Origin of the sequence: Citrobacter sp. MGH100 (assembly GCF_001034465.1) — a bacterium.
Classification (GTDB): domain Bacteria; phylum Pseudomonadota; class Gammaproteobacteria; order Enterobacterales; family Enterobacteriaceae; genus Citrobacter; species Citrobacter youngae.
In genome coordinates, this window is record NZ_KQ089801.1 from 48,239 (window position 1) to 66,712 (window position 18,474).

Annotated in this window: 15 protein-coding genes; 9 read left to right on the forward strand and 6 right to left on the reverse strand. The window is 54.5% G+C overall.

Annotated features, from left to right (window positions below):
* Positions 1-30 precede the first annotated feature (30 nt).
* The 6 genes from fhuB to hrpB form a co-directional block, all read right to left on the reverse strand.
* Positions 31-2,013 carry a Fe(3+)-hydroxamate ABC transporter permease FhuB gene (gene fhuB, locus SK32_RS11965; RefSeq protein ID WP_048212656.1) on the reverse strand — a complete coding sequence of 661 codons (1,983 nt, stop codon included), beginning with the start codon at positions 2,011-2,013 and terminating at the stop codon, positions 31-33.
* On the reverse strand, positions 2,010-2,900 hold the full coding sequence (fhuD, locus tag SK32_RS11970) for a Fe(3+)-hydroxamate ABC transporter substrate-binding protein FhuD (RefSeq protein ID WP_048212657.1): 891 nt from the start codon (positions 2,898-2,900) through the stop codon (positions 2,010-2,012). Before fhuD ends, fhuB begins: the two co-directional genes overlap by 4 nt.
* Positions 2,900-3,697, reverse strand: coding sequence for a Fe3+-hydroxamate ABC transporter ATP-binding protein FhuC (fhuC, locus tag SK32_RS11975; protein ID WP_048212658.1), 798 nt, complete (start codon positions 3,695-3,697; stop codon positions 2,900-2,902). The genes fhuD and fhuC overlap by 1 nt, the downstream gene beginning before the upstream one ends.
* A 47-nt stretch (positions 3,698-3,744) precedes the next feature.
* Positions 3,745-5,979 carry a ferrichrome porin FhuA gene (gene fhuA, locus SK32_RS11980; protein ID WP_048212659.1) on the reverse strand — a complete coding sequence of 745 codons (2,235 nt, stop codon included), beginning with the start codon at positions 5,977-5,979 and terminating at the stop codon, positions 3,745-3,747.
* A 306-nt stretch (positions 5,980-6,285) separates the two neighbouring features.
* On the reverse strand, positions 6,286-8,820 hold the full coding sequence (mrcB, locus tag SK32_RS11985) for a bifunctional glycosyl transferase/transpeptidase (RefSeq protein WP_048212660.1): 2,535 nt from the start codon (positions 8,818-8,820) through the stop codon (positions 6,286-6,288).
* A gap of 80 nt (positions 8,821-8,900) precedes the next feature.
* Positions 8,901-11,330, reverse strand: a complete 2,430-nt coding sequence (gene hrpB, locus SK32_RS11990) for an ATP-dependent helicase HrpB (protein WP_048212661.1) — start codon at positions 11,328-11,330, stop codon at positions 8,901-8,903.
* Between the two features lie 73 nt (positions 11,331-11,403).
* Here hrpB and thpR point away from each other — a divergent pair, with 73 nt between their 5' ends.
* The 9 genes from thpR (at position 11,404) to panD (ending at position 18,473) form a co-directional block, all read left to right on the forward strand.
* Complete coding sequence (gene thpR, locus SK32_RS11995) at positions 11,404-11,934, forward strand: RNA 2',3'-cyclic phosphodiesterase (RefSeq protein WP_048212662.1); 531 nt, start codon at positions 11,404-11,406, stop codon at positions 11,932-11,934.
* A 15-nt stretch (positions 11,935-11,949) separates the two neighbouring features.
* On the forward strand, positions 11,950-12,654 hold the full coding sequence (gene sfsA / locus SK32_RS12000; protein WP_048212663.1) for a DNA/RNA nuclease SfsA: 705 nt from the start codon (positions 11,950-11,952) through the stop codon (positions 12,652-12,654).
* Between the two features lie 177 nt (positions 12,655-12,831).
* A complete protein-coding gene (dksA, locus tag SK32_RS12005; RefSeq protein ID WP_003829221.1) occupies positions 12,832-13,287 on the forward strand; it encodes an RNA polymerase-binding protein DksA in 456 nt (151 codons plus the stop codon).
* A 96-nt stretch (positions 13,288-13,383) separates the two neighbouring features.
* Complete coding sequence (gene gluQRS / locus SK32_RS12010; protein ID WP_005124711.1) at positions 13,384-14,280, forward strand: tRNA glutamyl-Q(34) synthetase GluQRS; 897 nt, start codon at positions 13,384-13,386, stop codon at positions 14,278-14,280.
* Between the two features lie 71 nt (positions 14,281-14,351).
* Complete coding sequence (gene pcnB, locus SK32_RS12015; protein WP_204266837.1) at positions 14,352-15,746, forward strand: polynucleotide adenylyltransferase PcnB; 1,395 nt, start codon at positions 14,352-14,354, stop codon at positions 15,744-15,746.
* Positions 15,743-16,222 carry a 2-amino-4-hydroxy-6-hydroxymethyldihydropteridine diphosphokinase gene (gene folK, locus SK32_RS12020; RefSeq protein WP_048212665.1) on the forward strand — a complete coding sequence of 160 codons (480 nt, stop codon included), beginning with the start codon at positions 15,743-15,745 and terminating at the stop codon, positions 16,220-16,222. Before pcnB ends, folK begins: the two co-directional genes overlap by 4 nt.
* A gap of 120 nt (positions 16,223-16,342) precedes the next feature.
* On the forward strand, positions 16,343-17,134 hold the full coding sequence (panB, locus tag SK32_RS12025; RefSeq protein ID WP_048212666.1) for a 3-methyl-2-oxobutanoate hydroxymethyltransferase: 792 nt from the start codon (positions 16,343-16,345) through the stop codon (positions 17,132-17,134).
* A gap of 9 nt (positions 17,135-17,143) precedes the next feature.
* On the forward strand, positions 17,144-17,998 hold the full coding sequence (panC, locus tag SK32_RS12030) for a pantoate--beta-alanine ligase (protein ID WP_048212667.1): 855 nt from the start codon (positions 17,144-17,146) through the stop codon (positions 17,996-17,998).
* Between the two features lie 94 nt (positions 17,999-18,092).
* Entirely contained in the window at positions 18,093-18,473 is a 381-nt protein-coding gene (gene panD / locus SK32_RS12035) for an aspartate 1-decarboxylase (RefSeq protein WP_000621526.1), read from the forward strand.
* Position 18,474 lies beyond the last annotated feature (1 nt).

Below are 18,474 nucleotides of genomic sequence, written 5' to 3' on the forward strand. Positions count from 1 at the left end.
ATAAGGCAGTTATGCCGCCATCCGGCATAATTAACGACTCTGTTTTCTCAGCAGATAGATAAAGTACGGCGCGCCAATAAACGTCGACAGCAGTCCCGCTGGGATCTGATACGGAAACAGCACCATACGCCCACACCAGTCGGCAAACACCAGCAACACGCCTCCCGCCAGCGCCGAAATCAGCATATGCGGCATCGCCCGGCGAAAGCCCATCATACGGGCAATATGCGGCGCCATCAGCCCGACAAAGCTCAACGGTCCAATGGTCATGGTTGCTGTTGCCGTCAGCCCTGCCGCCAACAGCAGTAATCCTACTCGCGACGGCGTAATAGCCATACCGACAGCCCGCGCCGTATCGCCGCCAAGCGGTAATATCGTCAACCAACGACGGCACAGCGGCGTCATTGCCAGCAGCATAACCATTACAATTCCGGTGCGCAGCACCTGTTCGCCCGTCGCGTTATAGGTTGAGCCGGAGATCCAGGTTAGCACCCCCGCCATACGCGGATCGCCGCTGGCCTGCAGCATCATCAGCAGCATTGTAAACGCCGTGCTGAGCGCCATCCCTGCCAGCAACATGCGGTGCGGTGAAAAGCCCCCGCGCCCGGCGGCAATCATAATAATAAGCAAGGTGGCTGCTGCCCCGAGGCTCCCGGCCGGCATCAGCCAGCCAAAGGCATTTCCGGGGACCAGAAATAGCATTAACACCACGCCAAATGCCGCCCCGGAACTAATGCCTAATACTTCCGGGCTGGCCATTGGGTTTCCGGTCAGACGCTGAATAATACAACCCGCCACAGCCAGCATTACGCCAGCCACCAGTGCGGCCAGAATACGCGGCCAGCGCCAGGGCATCAACTCATCCAGCATTGCACCACTGGCCCATGTCCAGCCGTGCGCATCGCGACCAAACGCGAGCGCCACAATAACGGTCAGCAGCAATATCGCCCCGCCTGCCAGGGCAAACATCAGTACATTCTGGCGCTCAGCAGCGATGCGGTTACTGGCATTCATATCCGGCGCGCTCATACTTCTAAGGCGCGGCAACAGCCACAGCAGCAATGGCGCGCCAATCAGCGCCGTCACCGAACCGGTGGAGACTTCCATCCATACGCGGGTCAGCCACAGAATAATTTGGTCAGAGAGCCAGAGGATCAATGCCCCAATCAGCGGAGCCAGCATCAGACGCGCCAACAAACGCCGCGCGCCGAGCATTTTCGCCAGCAGCGGTGCAAACAGGCCGATAAAACCGATAATCCCAACCGCGTTAACCAGTAAGGCGCTGAGAACAATGGCCAGCGATAACGCCGCCAGACGTGCCAGCGACAGCGCCAGACCGAGGTTACGCGCCACGCCGTCATCCAGTCCCATCAGCGTCATCGGGCGCAGTAACAGCAGCGTCAGCATCACGCCGCCCAGCAACTGCGGCCACAGGCGCTGTACGCCGCTCCAGTCGGTTTGCGTTAGCGTACCGCTGCTCCATAAAAACATGCTTTGCAGCTGATCGTGATGGAAGATAACCATCAACTGATTAATTGCCCCGCAGTACAGGCTGACCACCAGCCCGGCAAGGATTAACGTCACCGGAGAAAGACGCTTGCCCCAGGCAACGCCAAACACCAGTGCCCCAACAACACATGCTCCCGCCAGCGCCGCGAATTGCGTGGTCAGCGCACCGGGAATCGCCCATAGCGTGGTGACGGTAATGCCCAACTGCGCACCGGTTGCGACGCCCAGCGTGGTTGGCTCTGCCAGTGGGTTACGCAGCACCTGCTGAAATAAGACGCCGACCAGCCCCAGCCCGGCACCGACCAGCAGTGAAATCGCCAGCCTCGGCAGCAAACTGTAGTGGAAAACCATCTGCTCAATGATATCGATATTCGGTGACCAGATAGCCTGTTGCCACTGGCTACGCGGTAGAGCAGCGGAAAAGTTAAACCAGGTCAGCCAGCAGGCAGCCACAAACAGAACCGCCAGCAGAAGGATCGGGAATAGTGCAATTCGTTTACTCACGCTTTGCCCCCCAGCGCATTATCCAGAATGCGGGCAAAATGCATCGCCGATAGCGTTGCACCATAGAACCAGACGGCGGGAACACGCTGAAAACGTCCGGCGCGAACAAATGGCATCGCCTGCCACAACGGTGTGGACATCAGTGCCTGCATATCCTTGTTGTTACCGTGATCGAAGCACAGCACATCAACATCTTTGTAGGCGGCAAGCCGATCAATTCCTACTGCGGTGCTGCCCCAAAAGTTGGTTTCGCCTTGCCAGGCGTTGCGGATCCCGTACTCATCCAGCACCTCCTGAAACAAGCAGTTAGGCCCAAACACCAGCATATGGCGAGGATCGAGCAGGGTCATCAGCAGTAATGGCCGTGAGCCTCGCTGAACAAAGCGCGGTTTCAGGCTGGCAATCACGTGTTCGTACTGCGCCAGATGACGTTCGGCAGCGGTCTGCAGATTCAACAACTGCGCCAGTTCTTGCAACGACTGACGCGCAACCGCCAGCGGCTTTTTGCCATCACTGAAGTTAAAGCCACGACCCGGCGCAATACGTGCAAGTTTCTCAGGTGCAGGACCGTAACCTGCCGACCAGACCATAAATGAGGGTTTCATTTCGGTCAGCAGTTCGAGGTTAGGTTCAGTACGTAATCCGACATCGATGACGGAGTCTGGCAGCACGGGTTCGTTGACCCACAGTTTGTAGTTTGGAACATCCGCGACGCCGTAAGGTGCAACACCCAGCGCCAACAGCAGCTCAACCGGAAGCCATTCCAGCGCCACTATACGCTGTGGATCAACCGCCGCCGCACGGGCTGTATTCATTTGCCACAGTAGCGGCGACAACGCCATTGCCGTTAGCAGCCGTCGACGGGAAAGATGAGGTAATCCAATCATTAATAGACAAAACTCACGGGTGCGGCACCGGCCGGATGCGGCAAAATGCCCATCGGGATACCGTAAATCAGTTCCAGGGTTTCACTACGCATCAGTTCCGCGGGCGTTCCCTGGGCAATCATTTCACCGCCGCGCAGCGCGACCAGGTAATCACAGTAGCGGGCCGCCATGTTGATATCATGCAGTACGGCAACCACAGTCAACCCACGCTGTTGGCTCAAGCGATGCACCAACGCCAGCACGTCAACCTGATGCGCGATATCCAGCGCCGAGGTCGGTTCATCAAGCAGCAGGCAGCGGCTGTCCTGCGCCACCAGCATGGCAATCCACGCACGTTGACGCTCGCCGCCAGACAAGCTATCTACCAGGCGATGCGCCAGCGGCTTTAAGCCGACCAGCGAAATAGCCTCTTCTACTTTCTCTCTGTCAGCCACGCCAAAACGTCCCAGCGCCCCATGCCACGGATAACGACCAATCGCCACCAGCTCACGTACCGTCATCCCTTCGGCCAGCGGTAACTGCTGGGGTAAATAGGCAACCTTACGGGCAAACGCTTTGCTGCTCCAGCTCTCCAGCGGCTGCTCATCAAGCAGGATTTCACCTTCTGACGGCGGCTGATGGCGTCCCAGCATTTTCAATAAGGTGGATTTACCGGAGCCGTTGTGGCCGATAAGACCGGTCACTTTACCCACGGGAAAGGTTAACGAGAGAGGATGCAAAAGCGTGCGGCCAGGCACACGGAAGGAGACATTCTTCAACGCAAACGTCGTGTCGGGATGGGATCTGTTTTCCTGCATAGCAGCCAACTTGTAAAACGGGCACGCAAAGCGTGCCCAAAGAGAAATTAGAAACGGAAGGTTGCTGTTGCAACGACCTGACGTTCTGCGCCCCAGAAGCAGCCATAGGTTTGGAAGCAACTAGAAACGTATTCACGGTCCAGCAGATTGGTAACGTTGACGGCAACACTAGAGCCTGCCATACCAAAACGCGCTAAATCGTATTTAACAACCGCATCCATTACAGCAGCACTTCCCACTTTAAAGGTGTTTGCAGGATCGCCATAGCTAGAACCGATAAAACGTCCACCGGTTCCCAGTGTCAGTCCCGACAGAACGCCTTCGTTAAAGGTATAATCGCCCCAGAGTGATGCCATATGTTCAGGAACTTGTTCTACGTTGTTCCCTTTGAGATTGGTATCCTTGGTATATTCCGCATCAGTGTAAGTATATGAAGCTGTCACATTGATATTGGCATTCAAGGCCGCTTTAGCTTCAAATTCAAAGCCCTGAGAACGTACTTCGCCTGACGGAACTTGCAGATTCGAGTTGGTCGGATCAGTTGTCAGCGTATTCGTCTTCGTCAAATGATATGCCGCAGCCGTAATCACCACCGGCAGATCTTTCGGCACGTATTTTACACCTGCTTCATATTGTTCACCCTTAGATGGCGCAAAAGCCATGCGTGGAGTGCTGTAGAGATCGAATGCGTTTGGTTCAAATGACTGGCTATAGCTAACGTACGGAGAAATACCATTATCAAACAGGTAGTTTACACCGCCACGCCATGTGAACTGATGATCGTTACGCTCAATATAACCCGCTTGCGGCGTGGTTGAATTCTGGCGAATTGTCGTTGCTTGCTGTGACCAGTCATAACGACCACCCAGCGTAAAGACCCACTTATCCCATTCCGCCTGATCCTGGATATAGATACCGGTTTGTTTGGTTTCGTTCATCTGATAAGGCTCGGTAGAATCGAAAGCAAAATCATCCAGAGGCTGTGGGTTATAAAGATCCAGAACAGGAGCTGTACCAAATTTAGCATTGATATCATTACGCATACGCATGAAGTCAATACCTGTCAGCAATGTATGCTCCACCGTTCCCGTCGCGAAATTGCTCTGTAACTGGGTATCAACACTGAAGTTCTGCAAACGTTCGTCATCGACAACGGTGCCACGGCCAAGATAGTGATCGCGCTGATCGACCGGAATTGCCTGGCAAGGCGCATTAAACGTATTTGTTGTACAGATACCCGTGCCGTACACGCTCTGCTGCGACGTTTTCATTTCAGCAAAACGTAAATTCTGCCGGACGGTGAAAGTGTCATTAAAGCCGTGTTCAAAGCTGTATCCCACCATTTTCTGATTGCGGGAATAAGTATTATTTGAAGCACCTTCATTAAAATCTGTCGGCAGACGCTTGCCGTTAGGTAGCGGTTCAACCGTACCCTCCTTCGGCAACCAACCGTAGTAACCCGTTTCGGGTTCATTCTGGAAATAGGAGAGGAATGTAAAGTTGGTCTTGTCGTCAGGACGCCATGAGAAGGACGGAGCAACGGTATAACGCTGTGATTCAGAACCCTGCTGTTGCTCATTTGTGGAACGAGCCAGCCCGGTTAAACGGTAAGAGAATTCACCGTTATCATCTAATGCGTCACTAAAATCAAACCCAGTCTGGAACAGATTATCTGTTCCCATTTTGAACTGAACTTCTTTTAGCGGCTCGGTGGTTGGACGTTTACTAACCATCGAAATAATCCCACCAGGATTACTCTTACCGTACAACACGGAAGTTGGCCCACGCATCAACTCAACACGCTCCAGCATGTAAGGATCGATAACCGCGTCGTTATAGAAGTTTCCTTGTAGTTTCAGACCATCCAGATAGTTGTTCTGGCTTAAACCGACAGAGGTAAAACCACGGATGCTGACAAAATCGTAGGTATTCGAAGCGCCACGGTTACTGACCACAACGCCCGGGGTATAACCCAGTGCTTCCTTTACGGAACGAGACTGATGGATCTGCATCTCTTCACGCGTCACAACCGAAACAGACTGCGGGGTCTTTTCGATAGGCGTATCAGTCTTGGTTGCGGTGGCGGAACGCTTCGCGGCAATCGTCGGCGAAGGCCCCCATGCGCTTTCTTGTGCGGCAGGTGCTGCGGTTACGGTGATTGTTTCTTCTTTCGGTTGAACCGCCGCCTGTGCATACACAGACATGCCGCTAACCGCTGTGGCTACCACGACTGCAATTTTACGCAGTGAGGAGTTTGGCTGAGCAGTTTTAAGACGCGCCATTGGTATTTCTCTGATGAAAGTGAATGATAACGTAAACGAGAATTATTATTATAACGGGAGCATGATATTCGAAACGCTGTTGCGATCGCAAGCACTACGCGCCCCTACTAAAACTAAGGGGTTAAGAAATAACCAGATGAAAAGAAAGGGTTAATAAATTAAGCTGAAATGTTTTAACGGAAGACGTACCGGATAGCGACACGGCTGCTCAAATTCCGTAGGCCTGATAAGCGCAGCACCATCAGGCAAAACAAAACCGAATGGCGTCAAAAGAAAAACCCGCCGGAGCGGGTTTTGAGGTAGGCATTAGTTGCTGCCAAACATATCCTTGATCCAACCTGCGACGCCGTCGCTGTCTTTCTTCTCCTGCTGCGGCGGCTGTTGTTGCTGCTGCTGTTGAGGCTGCGACTGCGTTGATTGATCGAACGGATTACCTGACTGCTGCTGCATCTCACCTTGCTGACACAACGAATCCGGATCGGTAGTCCACACTGGCAGCGTACGCATACCACCACTGCACACAAAGTTACCGTCGTAATCTACGCCCATATCAACAACATCCTCCGGCGGCGTCAGCACCAGTGGTGTTGGCGTCTGGTTCGCCAGATAACGCTGATAAATCGACATCGCGCCGCTGGCACCGTACAACTTGGTTGGCTGGTTGTTATCGCGGCCTACCCAGGTAATCGTCACCTGGCTGCCGTCGATACCGGCAAACCAGGTATCCACGTTGTTGTTGGTGGTCCCGGTTTTCCCTGCCAGATGCAGCCCTGGGTACTTCGCGCCAAGCTGGCGACCCGTACCGCGTTGAACCACCTGTTGCATGGTCCACAGCGTCATATATGCCGCCTGTGCAGGCACTGCGCGCTCTGCCTGCGGGAAGCTTTGATACAGCACGGTCCCATCTTCAGCAATGACCGAACGCAGTGCTGATAATGGCGCACGGTTACCCCCGCTGGCGATGGTCTGGAACGCCTGTGCCACTTCAATTGGCGTCAGGTTCAACGCCCCCAGCAGCATCGCCGGAACCGGATTGAGCTGATCTTTCGGGGCGCCCAGTTTCGTCCAGGTCTCGGTAACCGCGGGCAGGCCCAGCGCCATCCCCAGATTGACGGTCGGGACGTTCATTGAACGCGTTAACGCATCCACCAGCATTACTTTACCGCTTTCGCTATAGCGACGGTCATCGTTCTGCGGTGACCACACCTGACCGTTCGGCTGGCGCAGCGCAATCGGCGCATCGGCGATCCAGGTATTCAGGCGATACAGCTTCGGCTGGCTCAGCGCCGTCAGATAGGTTGCCGGTTTTGCCAGAGAACCGATGGAACGACGGGCCTGCATCGCGCGGTTATAGCCCGCAAACTGCGGCTCTGCGCCGCCGACCATCGCACGAACCTCGCCGCTAAAGCGGTCAACGACCACAATCGCGGTTTCCAGATCGCTCAGCTTGCGCTGTTTCTTCAGCACCGGAATGCCTTCCACCGCCGCTTTTTCTGCCGCATCCTGTGCCACGGAATCAAAGGTGGTGAAAATTTTCACACCGGAGAGATCTTTGACTTTATCGCCCAGCTTCGCCTGTAGCTCCTGACGTACCATCTGCATAAACGCTGGTTGTGGTGAAATCACCCCGCCACGCGGCTGCACGCCTAACGGGCGCGCGCTCAGCATGTCATACAGGTCCTGATCGATAATCTGCTGCTGTTGCAGCAGGCGCAGCACCAGATTACGACGCTCCAGCGCCAGCTTCGGATTACGCCATGGGTTGTAGATTGACGCCCCTTTAACCATCCCCACCAGCAACGCCTGCTGGTCGAGACTCAGTTCTTCCACCGGACGACCGAAATAATAGAGACTCGCCAGCGGGAAGCCGCGAATTTCATTATCGCCGCTTTGACCGAGATAAACTTCGTTCATGTACAGCTCAAGAATGCGGTCTTTGCTGTAGCGCGCATCCATGATCAGCGCCATATAGGCTTCGTTCGCTTTACGCCAGTACGAGCGCTCGCTGGACAGGAACAGGTTTTTCACCAGTTGCTGTGTCAGCGTACTGGCTCCCTGCACCGTACGACCGGCCGTCAGATTCGCCAGCACCGCACGTCCAATGGAATAGAGGCTGATGCCGTCGTGCTCATAGAAATGGCGGTCTTCGGTCGCCAGCAGCGTATCTACCAACAAATCCGGGAAGCCGCTACGCGGAACGAACAGACGCTGCTCACCGTTAGGGGAAGACAGCATGGTGATCAAACGCGGATCGAGACGGAAGAAACCGAACTGGCGGTTGTTATCCATATTCTCAATAGTATCCAGATGATCGCCATCAAAGGTCAGACGCGCACGCACCTGCCCTTCTTTACTGTCCGGGAAATCAAACGGACGGCGGATCATCTCAATGCTCTTCGCCTGCACGGTAAATTCGCCCGGGCGCGTCATTTTCGTCACCTGACGGTACTGTGTCGCCTCCAGCAGTTTCACCATCTCGTTCTTGCCGATGGGCATTTCTGGCTCAAGGTTAACCATCCGGCCATAAACAGCCGCAGGCAGTTGCCAGACTTTGCCATCAATGCGGCTACGGATTTTTTGGTCCAGGTACACGCCATATATCGCGATCAGCACCAAAAAGACGATCGACAGTTTTACCAGCAGCCAGAACCAGCCACGCTTACCACGAGGCTTACGCCCTTTGCCCTTACCCTTACGCGGCATCGGTTCTTCATCCTCATAGTCATCATCATAATCGTCGTCATACTCGTCATCTCTGAGTTGACGACGGCTCACCTTTTGTTTCACCGGACGTGACGGTTTCCCTTTACGTCCAATTGGCTCGCGGTCATTCCCCGCCATGCTTTTTCTCCGCAACATTCAGGCGCAAAGGCCCGATTCTCTGTTCTTCCGTCAGGCGACAGAAGAAGAAATCTCTCAATTTATGAATACTTTTTGGTGCGCCGCGTTGGCGCGGTATTCGCCGGATCGTCCGGCCAGACGTGTTTGGGATAACGCCCTTTCATCTCTTTTTGTACCTCACGGTACGATCCTTTCCAGAATGCGCTCAGATCGCTGGTGACCTGTAGCGGTCGCTGGGCCGGAGAAAGCAGCTCCAGCACCAACGGCACACGCCCCCCGGCGATGGTTGGCGTATTCGCTTCGCCAAACATTTCCTGCATCCTGACCGCCAACACCGGGGGATTATCCTCGTGATAGCGGATGGCTATCCGGCTTCCCGTCGGCACAGTGTAATGCGCAGGCAGTTCACTATCCAGACGTTGCAGCATTGACCAGTCCAGCAAACCGCGCAATGCCTGAGCCACATTTAATGCTTTGAGCGCGCGTAAAGAGTGCACACCGCTCATATGCGGCAATAGCCAGCTCTCCAGCGCCGCCAGAAGAGAATCCTCATCTACCGCAGGCCAGTCGTACTCCGGCAACCAGTTTGCCGCGCAATGCAGGCGCAGCCGAAACTGTTCAGCCTCCGGCGTCCAGTTGAGCACACTTAGCCCTTTATCGCGAATACCATTCAGCATCGCCTGATGCAACTCGTCTTCCGAAGGTTTAGCCAACGGCTGCACTTTTAGCGTCAACTGGCCTATCCGCGTGAGGCGCAGTGCTTTTAACGTTCCCTGGGCTTCATCCCATTCGATGGTATCGGACTGTTGCAGCAGTTCAGGACACGTCTGCATCAACGCTTCAATATCCAGCGGCAAGGCCAGTAAAATACGCGCATCCGGTGACGCGCTTCCTTGCAATAACAACGGCGCAATCAACCACTCATGGCGTCCAAGGGCGTCATCGGAATCCAGCATCGCCCCCATCCCGTTGGCCAGTTGATAACGTCCATCCAACCCGCGACGGCGCGCGATCCTGTCGGCAAAGGCCTGCGCCAGTAAAAGTGCTAACCGTTCGCTATCGGGCTGGCCTCCCCGCACATTCAGGCGCTTCAATAGCTGCTGGCTACGCAGTTGCCAGGCGGGCTGATTTCGTGAAAATGCGACGGCTAAATCGGTACTGCCACCGCGCGGCGGCTCTTCCAGAATCGCGGCCAGTTTCGCCGCCGTTGCCGCTTCGTTATCATTGTTGGTGCTAACCAGCATAGCTGCTAAACGGGGATCATTACCCAACGCCGCCATTTTCTGCCCCGTGGCACTTAGCCTGTTGCCCTCCAACGCACCCAGCATCTGTAACAGCCGTTTTGCCGCCTGCAGGTTGATAGCGGGCGGCGTATCCAGCCAGTTCAACTGTGCAGGATCGGTGCATCCCCATTGCAACAGTTCCATCAGCAGACCGGACAGATCGCTCTGTAATATCTCAGGCTCTCCCTGCGCCGCCGCTCTTTCCGCCTGCTCTTTGGCAAGCAGATGCAGACAGATACCGGGCTCCAGACGACCTGCACGCCCGGCTCGCTGGGTCATCGATGCCTGGCTGATGCGCTGGGTAATCAACCGCGTTAAACCGGTGCGCGCGTCATAGCGCGCCACGCGTTCCTGGGCGCAGTCCACCACCAGCCGGATGCCTTCAATCGTTAAGCTGGTTTCGGCAATATTGGTCGCCAGCACCACTTTGCGCTTACCTTGCGGCGCGGGCAAAATCGCCAGGCGCTGCTCGGCCAGCGTCAATGCGCCGTACAGCGGACACAACAGAATATCGCTACCCACGCGGCCTGCCAGCTGTTCCTGCACGCGCTGAATTTCCCCTACACCCGGTAAAAACAGCAGCAACGAGCCACTCTCGTTACGTAGCAACTCCGCGGTGGCAATAGCAACCGCCTCATCAAAACGTAAATGCGTCGCCAGCGGCTGGTAGCGCCGTTCAACAGGAAACGCACGTCCTTCGGAAACAAGGGTAGGCGCTTCAGGCAACAGCTGCTGCAAACGCCCGTTGTCCAGTGTGGCTGACATAATCAGCAGTTTTAAATCGTCCCGCAAGCCTTGCTGTACGTCCAACAGCAGCGCCAGTGCCAGATCCGCCTGCAGGCTGCGCTCGTGAAATTCATCAAGGATCACCAGACCAACGCCCTGCAATTCTGGATCACGTTGGATCATGCGTGTGAGCACGCCTTCCGTGACCACTTCAAGCCGGGTTTGCGGCCCCACGCAGCTTTGCGCACGCATGCGATAGCCCACGGTTTCGCCGGGCTTTTCGTTCAGCGACTCCGCCAGTCGTTGTGCCACATTGCGAGCCGCCAGGCGACGCGGTTCCAGCAGGATAATGCGCCCCGATATCCCCTGATGCGCCAGAAGCTGTAGCGGCAGCCAGGTCGATTTCCCGGCACCGGTCGGCGCGGTCAGCAGGACCTGCGGTGAAGCATCAAGGGCGGTAAGCAGTTCAGGCACTATGGCGGCAACGGGCAACGACGTCACAAATGACTCCAGAGGGTTAACATTCTTCGCGCTGCATTGTAGCATCGCGTTAATTCATAACCGAGTATCCATCATGTCTGAGCCGAAACGGCTGTTCTTTGCCATTGAATTGCCTGCTGAGGTTCGGGAGCAGCTCATCCACTGGCGAGCCGCACAATTTCCGCCAGAGGCGGGCCGTCCGGTCGCCGCAGACAATCTGCACCTGACGCTGGCTTTTTTAGGGAATGTGAGTGCCGAGAAACAGCAGGCGCTATCACAACTGGCTGGACGCATTCGCCAGCCGGCGTTCACGCTCAGGCTGGACGATGCAGGGCAATGGCTGCGTTCGCGGGTTGTGTGGCTGGGAATGCGTCAGCCGCCACGCGGGTTATTGCAACTGGCCAATATGCTGCGAGCACAGGCCGCACGCAGCGGATGCTACCAGAGCCCACAGCCCTTTCACCCGCATATCACGCTCTTGCGCGATGCCAGTCATGCAGTCGCCATCCCGCCACCCGGTTTTTGCTGGTCATTTCCGGTTACGGAGTTTGCGCTTTATGCCTCGTCATTTGAGCGAGGACGCACTCGCTATTCAACCTTGCAACGCTGGGTGCTGAGCAAATAATCAAGGGTATTATTCATGCAATTTTCTCCCCCTTTACAACGCGCTACGCTAATTCAGCGCTATAAACGTTTTTTAGCGGATGTGATCACACCGGATGGCACAACCTTGACGCTACACTGCCCAAATACCGGAGCAATGACCGGATGCGCAACTCCGGGTGATACCGTCTGGTATTCAACATCAGAAAATATTAAGCGGAAATATCCACATACCTGGGAATTAACGCAAACCGCATCTGATGCATTTATTTGTGTTAACACGCTATGGGCCAATCGCTTAACGAAAGAGGCTATTCAGAATGAACTCATTGCGGAGCTTTCTGGCTACAGCGTGTTGAAAAGTGAAGTAAAATACGGCGTAGAAGGCAGCCGTATTGATTTTTTGTTACAGGCAGATTCCCGGACTGACTGCTATATTGAAGTAAAATCAGTCACGTTGGCGGAAAAAGAGTATGGTTATTTTCCCGATGCCATAACTGAACGAGGTCAGAAACATCTTCGGGAATTGATGAGCGTAGCGGCTGAAGGTAAACGTGCCGTCATATTTTTCGCGGTACTACATTCAGCCATTACACGGTTTTCACCCGCGCGCCATATCGATGCAAAATATGCGCAGTTATTAGTCGAAGCACAGCTAAAGGGGGTCGAAATTCTGGTTTATAAAGCGGAACTTTCTGCCCATGGTATGACTCTTAAAGAGCCGTTGCCCATTGCCTTGTAATGGTGTAAACAACGGGTTAATTAATATTCTGGCCGCGTGCGCAAATACGCTTTTCCTCACAGGGTTGTCAAGTGTTACGTATAGATAATTGCTATCCGGAAAAGCATCTGCTATTTATAGCGACCTGATTTTTCCCCCGAACATGGGGATCGATAGTGCGTGTTAAGGAGAAGCAACATGCAAGAAGGGCAAAACCGTAAAACATCGTCCCTGAGTATTCTCGCCATCGCTGGGGTGGAGCCGTACCAGGAGAAACCGGGCGAAGAGTATATGAACGAAGCCCAGCTGTCGCACTTCAGGCGTATTCTTGAAGCATGGCGTAATCAACTCAGGGATGAAGTCGATCGCACTGTGACTCATATGCAGGACGAAGCGGCTAACTTCCCTGATCCGGTTGACCGTGCCGCACAGGAAGAAGAATTCAGCCTTGAGCTGCGTAACCGTGACCGTGAGCGCAAACTGATCAAAAAGATCGAGAAGACACTGAAGAAAGTAGAAGACGAAGATTTCGGCTACTGCGAATCATGCGGCGTAGAAATTGGTATTCGTCGTCTGGAAGCCCGTCCAACAGCCGATCTGTGCATCGACTGCAAAACGCTGGCAGAAATTCGCGAAAAACAGATGGCGGGTTAATCCCGTAGACTGTTGCATGCCGGGTAGCATTACGCTAATCCGACAGTACCTGGGCGGGAGTTTCTCCCGCCTTATTCTTTTATATTATCCATCGACATGACAGACAAACCCTACATTGGCCGTTTTGCCCCTTCACCTTCCGGTGAACTGCATTTTGGTTCCCTGGTAGCCGCCCTCGGCAGTTATCTGCAGGCCCGTGCACAGCGCGGAATCTGGCGGGTACGCATTGAAGATATCGATCCCCCTCGTGAAGTTCCCGGTGCTGCAGAGACGATTCTGCGTCAGCTGGAACATTATGGACTGCACTGGGATGGCGAAATCATGTGGCAGTCGCAACGCCATGACGCCTACCGTGAGGCACTGGCCTGGTTACAACAACAAGATTTAAGTTACTACTGTACCTGCACACGCGCCCGTATTCAGAGTATTGGCGGGATTTACGACGGTCATTGCCGTGCGTTACGCCACGGGCCGGAAAATGCAGCGGTACGCATCAAGCAACAGCATCCCGTTTTACACTTTAACGACCTGCTGCGCGGCAATATTCACACCGACCCAGAGCTTGCACGGGAAGACTTTATTATCCATCGACGCGACGGACTGTTTGCTTATAACCTTGCAGTAGTGGTTGATGACCACTTCCAGGGAGTAACAGAGATTGTACGCGGCGCGGATCTCATCGAACCGACTGTACGCCAAATTTCGTTGTATCAACAGTTCGGTTGGCAAGTACCGGACTATATTCATCTGCCGTTGGCGCTCAACGAGCAAGGCGCTAAACTTTCTAAACAGAATCATGCGCCTGCCCTGCCGCAAGGCGATCCACGCCCGGTTCTCATTAACGCGTTGCGCTTCCTCGGCCAGAACACTGTAATACCGTGGCAAGCGCTGAGTGTGGAAGAATTACTGCAAACTGCGGTGCAAAATTGGACGCTTACGACTGTGCCGGGTTCAGTGAATGTAAATCCGGCATTCTCAAATGACTCATGCTGAGCTATGATTAGCCGCGATTTTTACACAGCAACACTTGTTCTGACTGAAGTTTGACACTACCGAGGTGCACTATTTTTACCCGAGTCGCTAATTTTTGCCGCAAGGTGCTAAGCCGTGAGGAGCGCGAGGCCGAGCTTGCCGTCGCCCGTCCGCATATGACGGTAATCCCGCGTGAGCAGCACTCTATCTCCCGCAAAGATATCAGTGAAAATGCCCTGAAGGTAATGTACAGGCTCAATAAGGCCGGATACGAGGCATGGCTGGTAGGCGGTGGCGTACGCGATCTTTTGCTGGGCAAAAAGCCGAAAGATTTTGATGTCACCACCAATGCAACGCCAGATCAGGTGCGAAAACTGTTTCGTAACTGTCGCCTGGTTGGGCGTCGATTCCGTCTGGCCCATGTCATGTTTGGCCCGGAAATTATCGAAGTTGCGACTTTTCGTGGACACCATGAAGGCAGTGAGTCCGATCGCACAACGTCACAGCGCGGGCAAAACGGTATGCTGCTGCGTGACAACATCTTCGGCTCCATCGAAGAAGATGCCCAGCGCCGCGACTTCACGATTAACAGCCTGTATTACAGCGTGGCCGATTTCACCGTGCGTGATTACGTCGGAGGCATGCAGGATCTCGAAGATGGCGTCATCCGCCTGATTGGTAATCCGGAAACGCGCTACCGCGAAGATCCTGTACGTATGCTGCGTGCCGTGCGCTTTGCCGCCAAACTCGACATGCGTATCAGCCCGGAAACCGCAGAGCCGATCCCACGTCTGGCAACGCTGCTTAACGATATTCCCCCCGCACGCCTGTTTGAAGAAGCGCTCAAACTGTTACAGGCGGGCTACGGGTATGAAACCTATAAAAAACTGCGTGAGTACAGCCTGTTCCAGCCGCTGTTCCCAACCATCACCCGCTATTTCACCGAAGACGGTGACAGCGCGATGGAACGCATCATTGCCCAGGTACTAAAGAATACCGACACCCGTATCCACAATGATATGCGCGTGAATCCGGCATTCTTGTTTGCGGCGATGTTCTGGTACCCGTTACTGGAAGCAGCGCAGAAAATCGCACAGGAAAGCGGTCTGGCCTATTACGACGCTTTCGCACTGGCGATGAACGATGTACTGGACGAAGCCTGCCGCTCGCTGGCTATTCCTAAGCGTCTGACGTCGCTCACCCGTGATATCTGGCAGCTTCAGTTACGCATGTCCCGTCGTCAGGGCAAACGCGCCTGGAAGCTGATGGAGCATCCAAAATTCCGCGCTGCCTACGACTTGTTGGCCCTGCGTGCCGAAGTGGAAAATAACGCCGAACTGCAGCGTCTGGCGCAGTGGTGGGGCGAATTCCAGGTTTCCGCGCCGCCGGAACAAAAAGGCATGTTGAACGAACTCGACGAAGAACCAGAACGCCGCCGCCATCGTCGTCCGCGCAAACGTGCGCCACGTCGCGAAGGTTCCGCGTGACCCTCGCTTATATTGCGCTCGGCAGCAATTTAGCCTCACCTCTGGAGCAGGTTAATGCTGCCGTGCAAGCGATCGGCGACATTCCCGACAGCCGCATCGTCGCCGTTTCCTCGTTTTACCGTACGCCGCCGTTAGGCCCACAGGATCAGCCAGACTACCTGAACGCGGCCGTGGCGCTGGAAACGACTCTCGCGCCCGAAGAACTGCTTAATCACACCCAACGCATTGAGCTACAGCAGGGTCGCGTACGTAAAGCTGAACGCTGGGGCCCGCGTACGCTGGACCTCGACATCATGCTGTTTGGCGATGAAGTGATTAACACCGAACGTCTGACCGTGCCGCACTACGACATGAAGAACCGCGGCTTCATGCTGTGGCCGCTGTATGAAATTGCGCCTGAACTGAGCTTCCCGGACGGAACCAGCCTACATCAACACCTCGCCCAACTCGGTGCAGCAAAACCTGCACACTGGTAAAGTAATCCTTTCCCTTTAGCGTTTACTGCTTTCGCGCCAAACGATTGCTTAAATCAATTGCCCCCCTGAATGTGACTGCTAGAATGCCGTTAAATATGACTTTCACCATCAGGAAATGTTATGAAACCGACAACAATCTCATTGCTGCAAAAATACAAGCAAGAGAAGAAACGCTTCGCGACGATTACGGCTTACGACTACAGCTTCGCGAAACTCTTTGCCGACGAAGGTATCAATGTGATGCTGGTTGGCGACTCGCTGGGCATGACCGTTCAGGGCCATGATTCTACCCTCCCCGTCACCGTTGAAGATATCGCCTACCACACCCGCGCCGTGCGTCGCGGGGCACCCAACTGCCTGCTGCTTTCCGATCTCCCGTTTATGGCCTACGCTACGCCAGAACAAACCTTTGCAAATGCCGCGGTGGTTATGCGTGCGGGCGCCAACATGGTCAAGGTAGAAGGCGGTGCGTGGCTGGTCGATACGGTGAAAATGCTCACCGAACGCGCGGTCCCGGTGTGCGGTCATCTGGGGCTGACCCCGCAGTCCGTCAACATTTATGGTGGCTATAAGGTGCAAGGCCGTGGTGATGCCGGGCAAACGCTGCTCGACGACGCGCTGGCGCTGGAAGCGGCTGGCGCTCAGTTGCTGGTGCTGGAATGCGTACCGGTTGAGCTGGCGAAGCGCGTCACCGATGCGTTGTCGATTCCGGTTATTGGTATTGGCGCAGGTAACGTCACTGATGGACAAATCCTCGTCATGCACGATGCATTTGGCATTACCGGCGGCCATATCCCTAAATTTGCCAAAAATTTCCTCGCTGAAGCGGGCGACATGCGCGCCGCAGTACGGCAGTATATTGCTGAGGTTGAATCCGGCGTCTATCCGGGTGAAGAACACAGTTTCCATTAAGGAGTCCAAGTGTTAATTATTGAAACTCTGCCGCTGCTGCGCCAGCACATTCGTCGTCTGCGTCAGGAAGGCAAACGCGTCGCGCTGGTTCCGACAATGGGCAACCTGCACGACGGCCATATGAAGCTGGTTGATGAAGCAAAGGCTCAGGCTGATGTGGTGATCGTCAGTATTTTTGTCAACCCAATGCAGTTTGACCGTCTGGAAGACCTGGCGCGCTATCCACGCACGCTGCAGGAAGATTGCGAAAAGCTGAACAAACGCAAAGTCGATATCGTCTTTGCGCCATCAGAGAAAGAAATCTATCCGCAGGGCACGGAAGGTCATACCTATGTTGATGTTCCGGGACTGTCTACCATGCTTGAAGGCGCCAGCCGTCCGGGCCACTTCCGTGGTGTTTCCACTATCGTCAGCAAGCTGTTTAATTTGATCCAGCCAGATATCGCCTGCTTTGGCGAGAAGGATTTCCAGCAACTGGCGCTGATCCGCAAAATGGTGGCGGATATGGGTTATGACATTGAGATCGTCGGCGTACCGATTATTCGCGCCAAAGACGGCTTAGCCCTAAGCTCGCGTAACGGCTATCTCACGGCAGAGCAGCGTAAAGTCGCCCCTGGCTTGTACAAAGTGATGAGCCGCATTGGCGAAAAATTACAGGCTGGGGAACGCGATCTGGAAGAGATTATCGCCATTGCTGAACACGAGCTGAATGAAAAAGGCTTCCGCGCCGACGACATTCAGATCCGCGACGCCGACACGCTGCTTGAACTGACTGAAAGCAGTAAACGCGCAGTGATTCTGGTTGCCGCCTGGCTGGGTCAGGCTCGTCTGATCGATAATCAAAGCGTTACATTAGCCCAGTAGACAGGGGTTAAAAATCAGGCAATACTGCCTGAAAATTCTCAAAGCAGGTCAGTAGCACCTGCTTAGCCAAGGTAAACGACAGGGTATAGAAGTTATGATTCGCACCATGCTGCAAGGCAAGCTCCACCGTGTAAAAGTCACGCAGGCGGACCTGCACTATGAAGGCTCCTGCGCCATCGACCAGGATTTCCTTGATGCCTCCGGTATTCTGGAAAATGAAGCTATTGATATCTGGAACGTGACGAATGGGAAACGTTTCTCAACCTATGCAATTGCGGCTGAACGCGGCTCCAGAATCATCTCGGTGAACGGTGCGGCAGCGCATTGTGCAGAGGTTGGCGACATTGTGATTATCGCCAGCTTCGTCACCATGTCTGATGAAGAAGCCCGTACATGGCGCCCGAAAGTGGCTTACTTTGAAGGCGACAACGAAATGAAGCGTACCGCGAAAGCTATTCCGGTACAGGTTGCCTGAT

What these genes read in the sequence shown, in the direction of transcription:
- fhuD (WP_048212657.1), bottom strand. Translation starts at nt 2,900, where the DNA reads ATGATTGGATTACCTCATCTTTCCCGTCGACGGCTGCTAACGGCAATG.
- fhuC (WP_048212658.1), bottom strand. Translation starts at nt 3,697, where the DNA reads ATGCAGGAAAACAGATCCCATCCCGACACGACGTTTGCGTTGAAGAAT.
- fhuA (WP_048212659.1), bottom strand. Translation starts at nt 5,979, where the DNA reads ATGGCGCGTCTTAAAACTGCTCAGCCAAACTCCTCACTGCGTAAAATT.
- mrcB (WP_048212660.1), bottom strand. Translation starts at nt 8,820, where the DNA reads ATGGCGGGGAATGACCGCGAGCCAATTGGACGTAAAGGGAAACCGTCA.
- thpR (WP_048212662.1), top strand. Translation starts at nt 11,404, where the DNA reads ATGTCTGAGCCGAAACGGCTGTTCTTTGCCATTGAATTGCCTGCTGAG.
- sfsA (WP_048212663.1), top strand. Translation starts at nt 11,950, where the DNA reads ATGCAATTTTCTCCCCCTTTACAACGCGCTACGCTAATTCAGCGCTAT.
- dksA (WP_003829221.1), top strand. Translation starts at nt 12,832, where the DNA reads ATGCAAGAAGGGCAAAACCGTAAAACATCGTCCCTGAGTATTCTCGCC.
- gluQRS (WP_005124711.1), top strand. Translation starts at nt 13,384, where the DNA reads ATGACAGACAAACCCTACATTGGCCGTTTTGCCCCTTCACCTTCCGGT.
- panB (WP_048212666.1), top strand. Translation starts at nt 16,343, where the DNA reads ATGAAACCGACAACAATCTCATTGCTGCAAAAATACAAGCAAGAGAAG.
- panD (WP_000621526.1), top strand. Translation starts at nt 18,093, where the DNA reads ATGATTCGCACCATGCTGCAAGGCAAGCTCCACCGTGTAAAAGTCACG.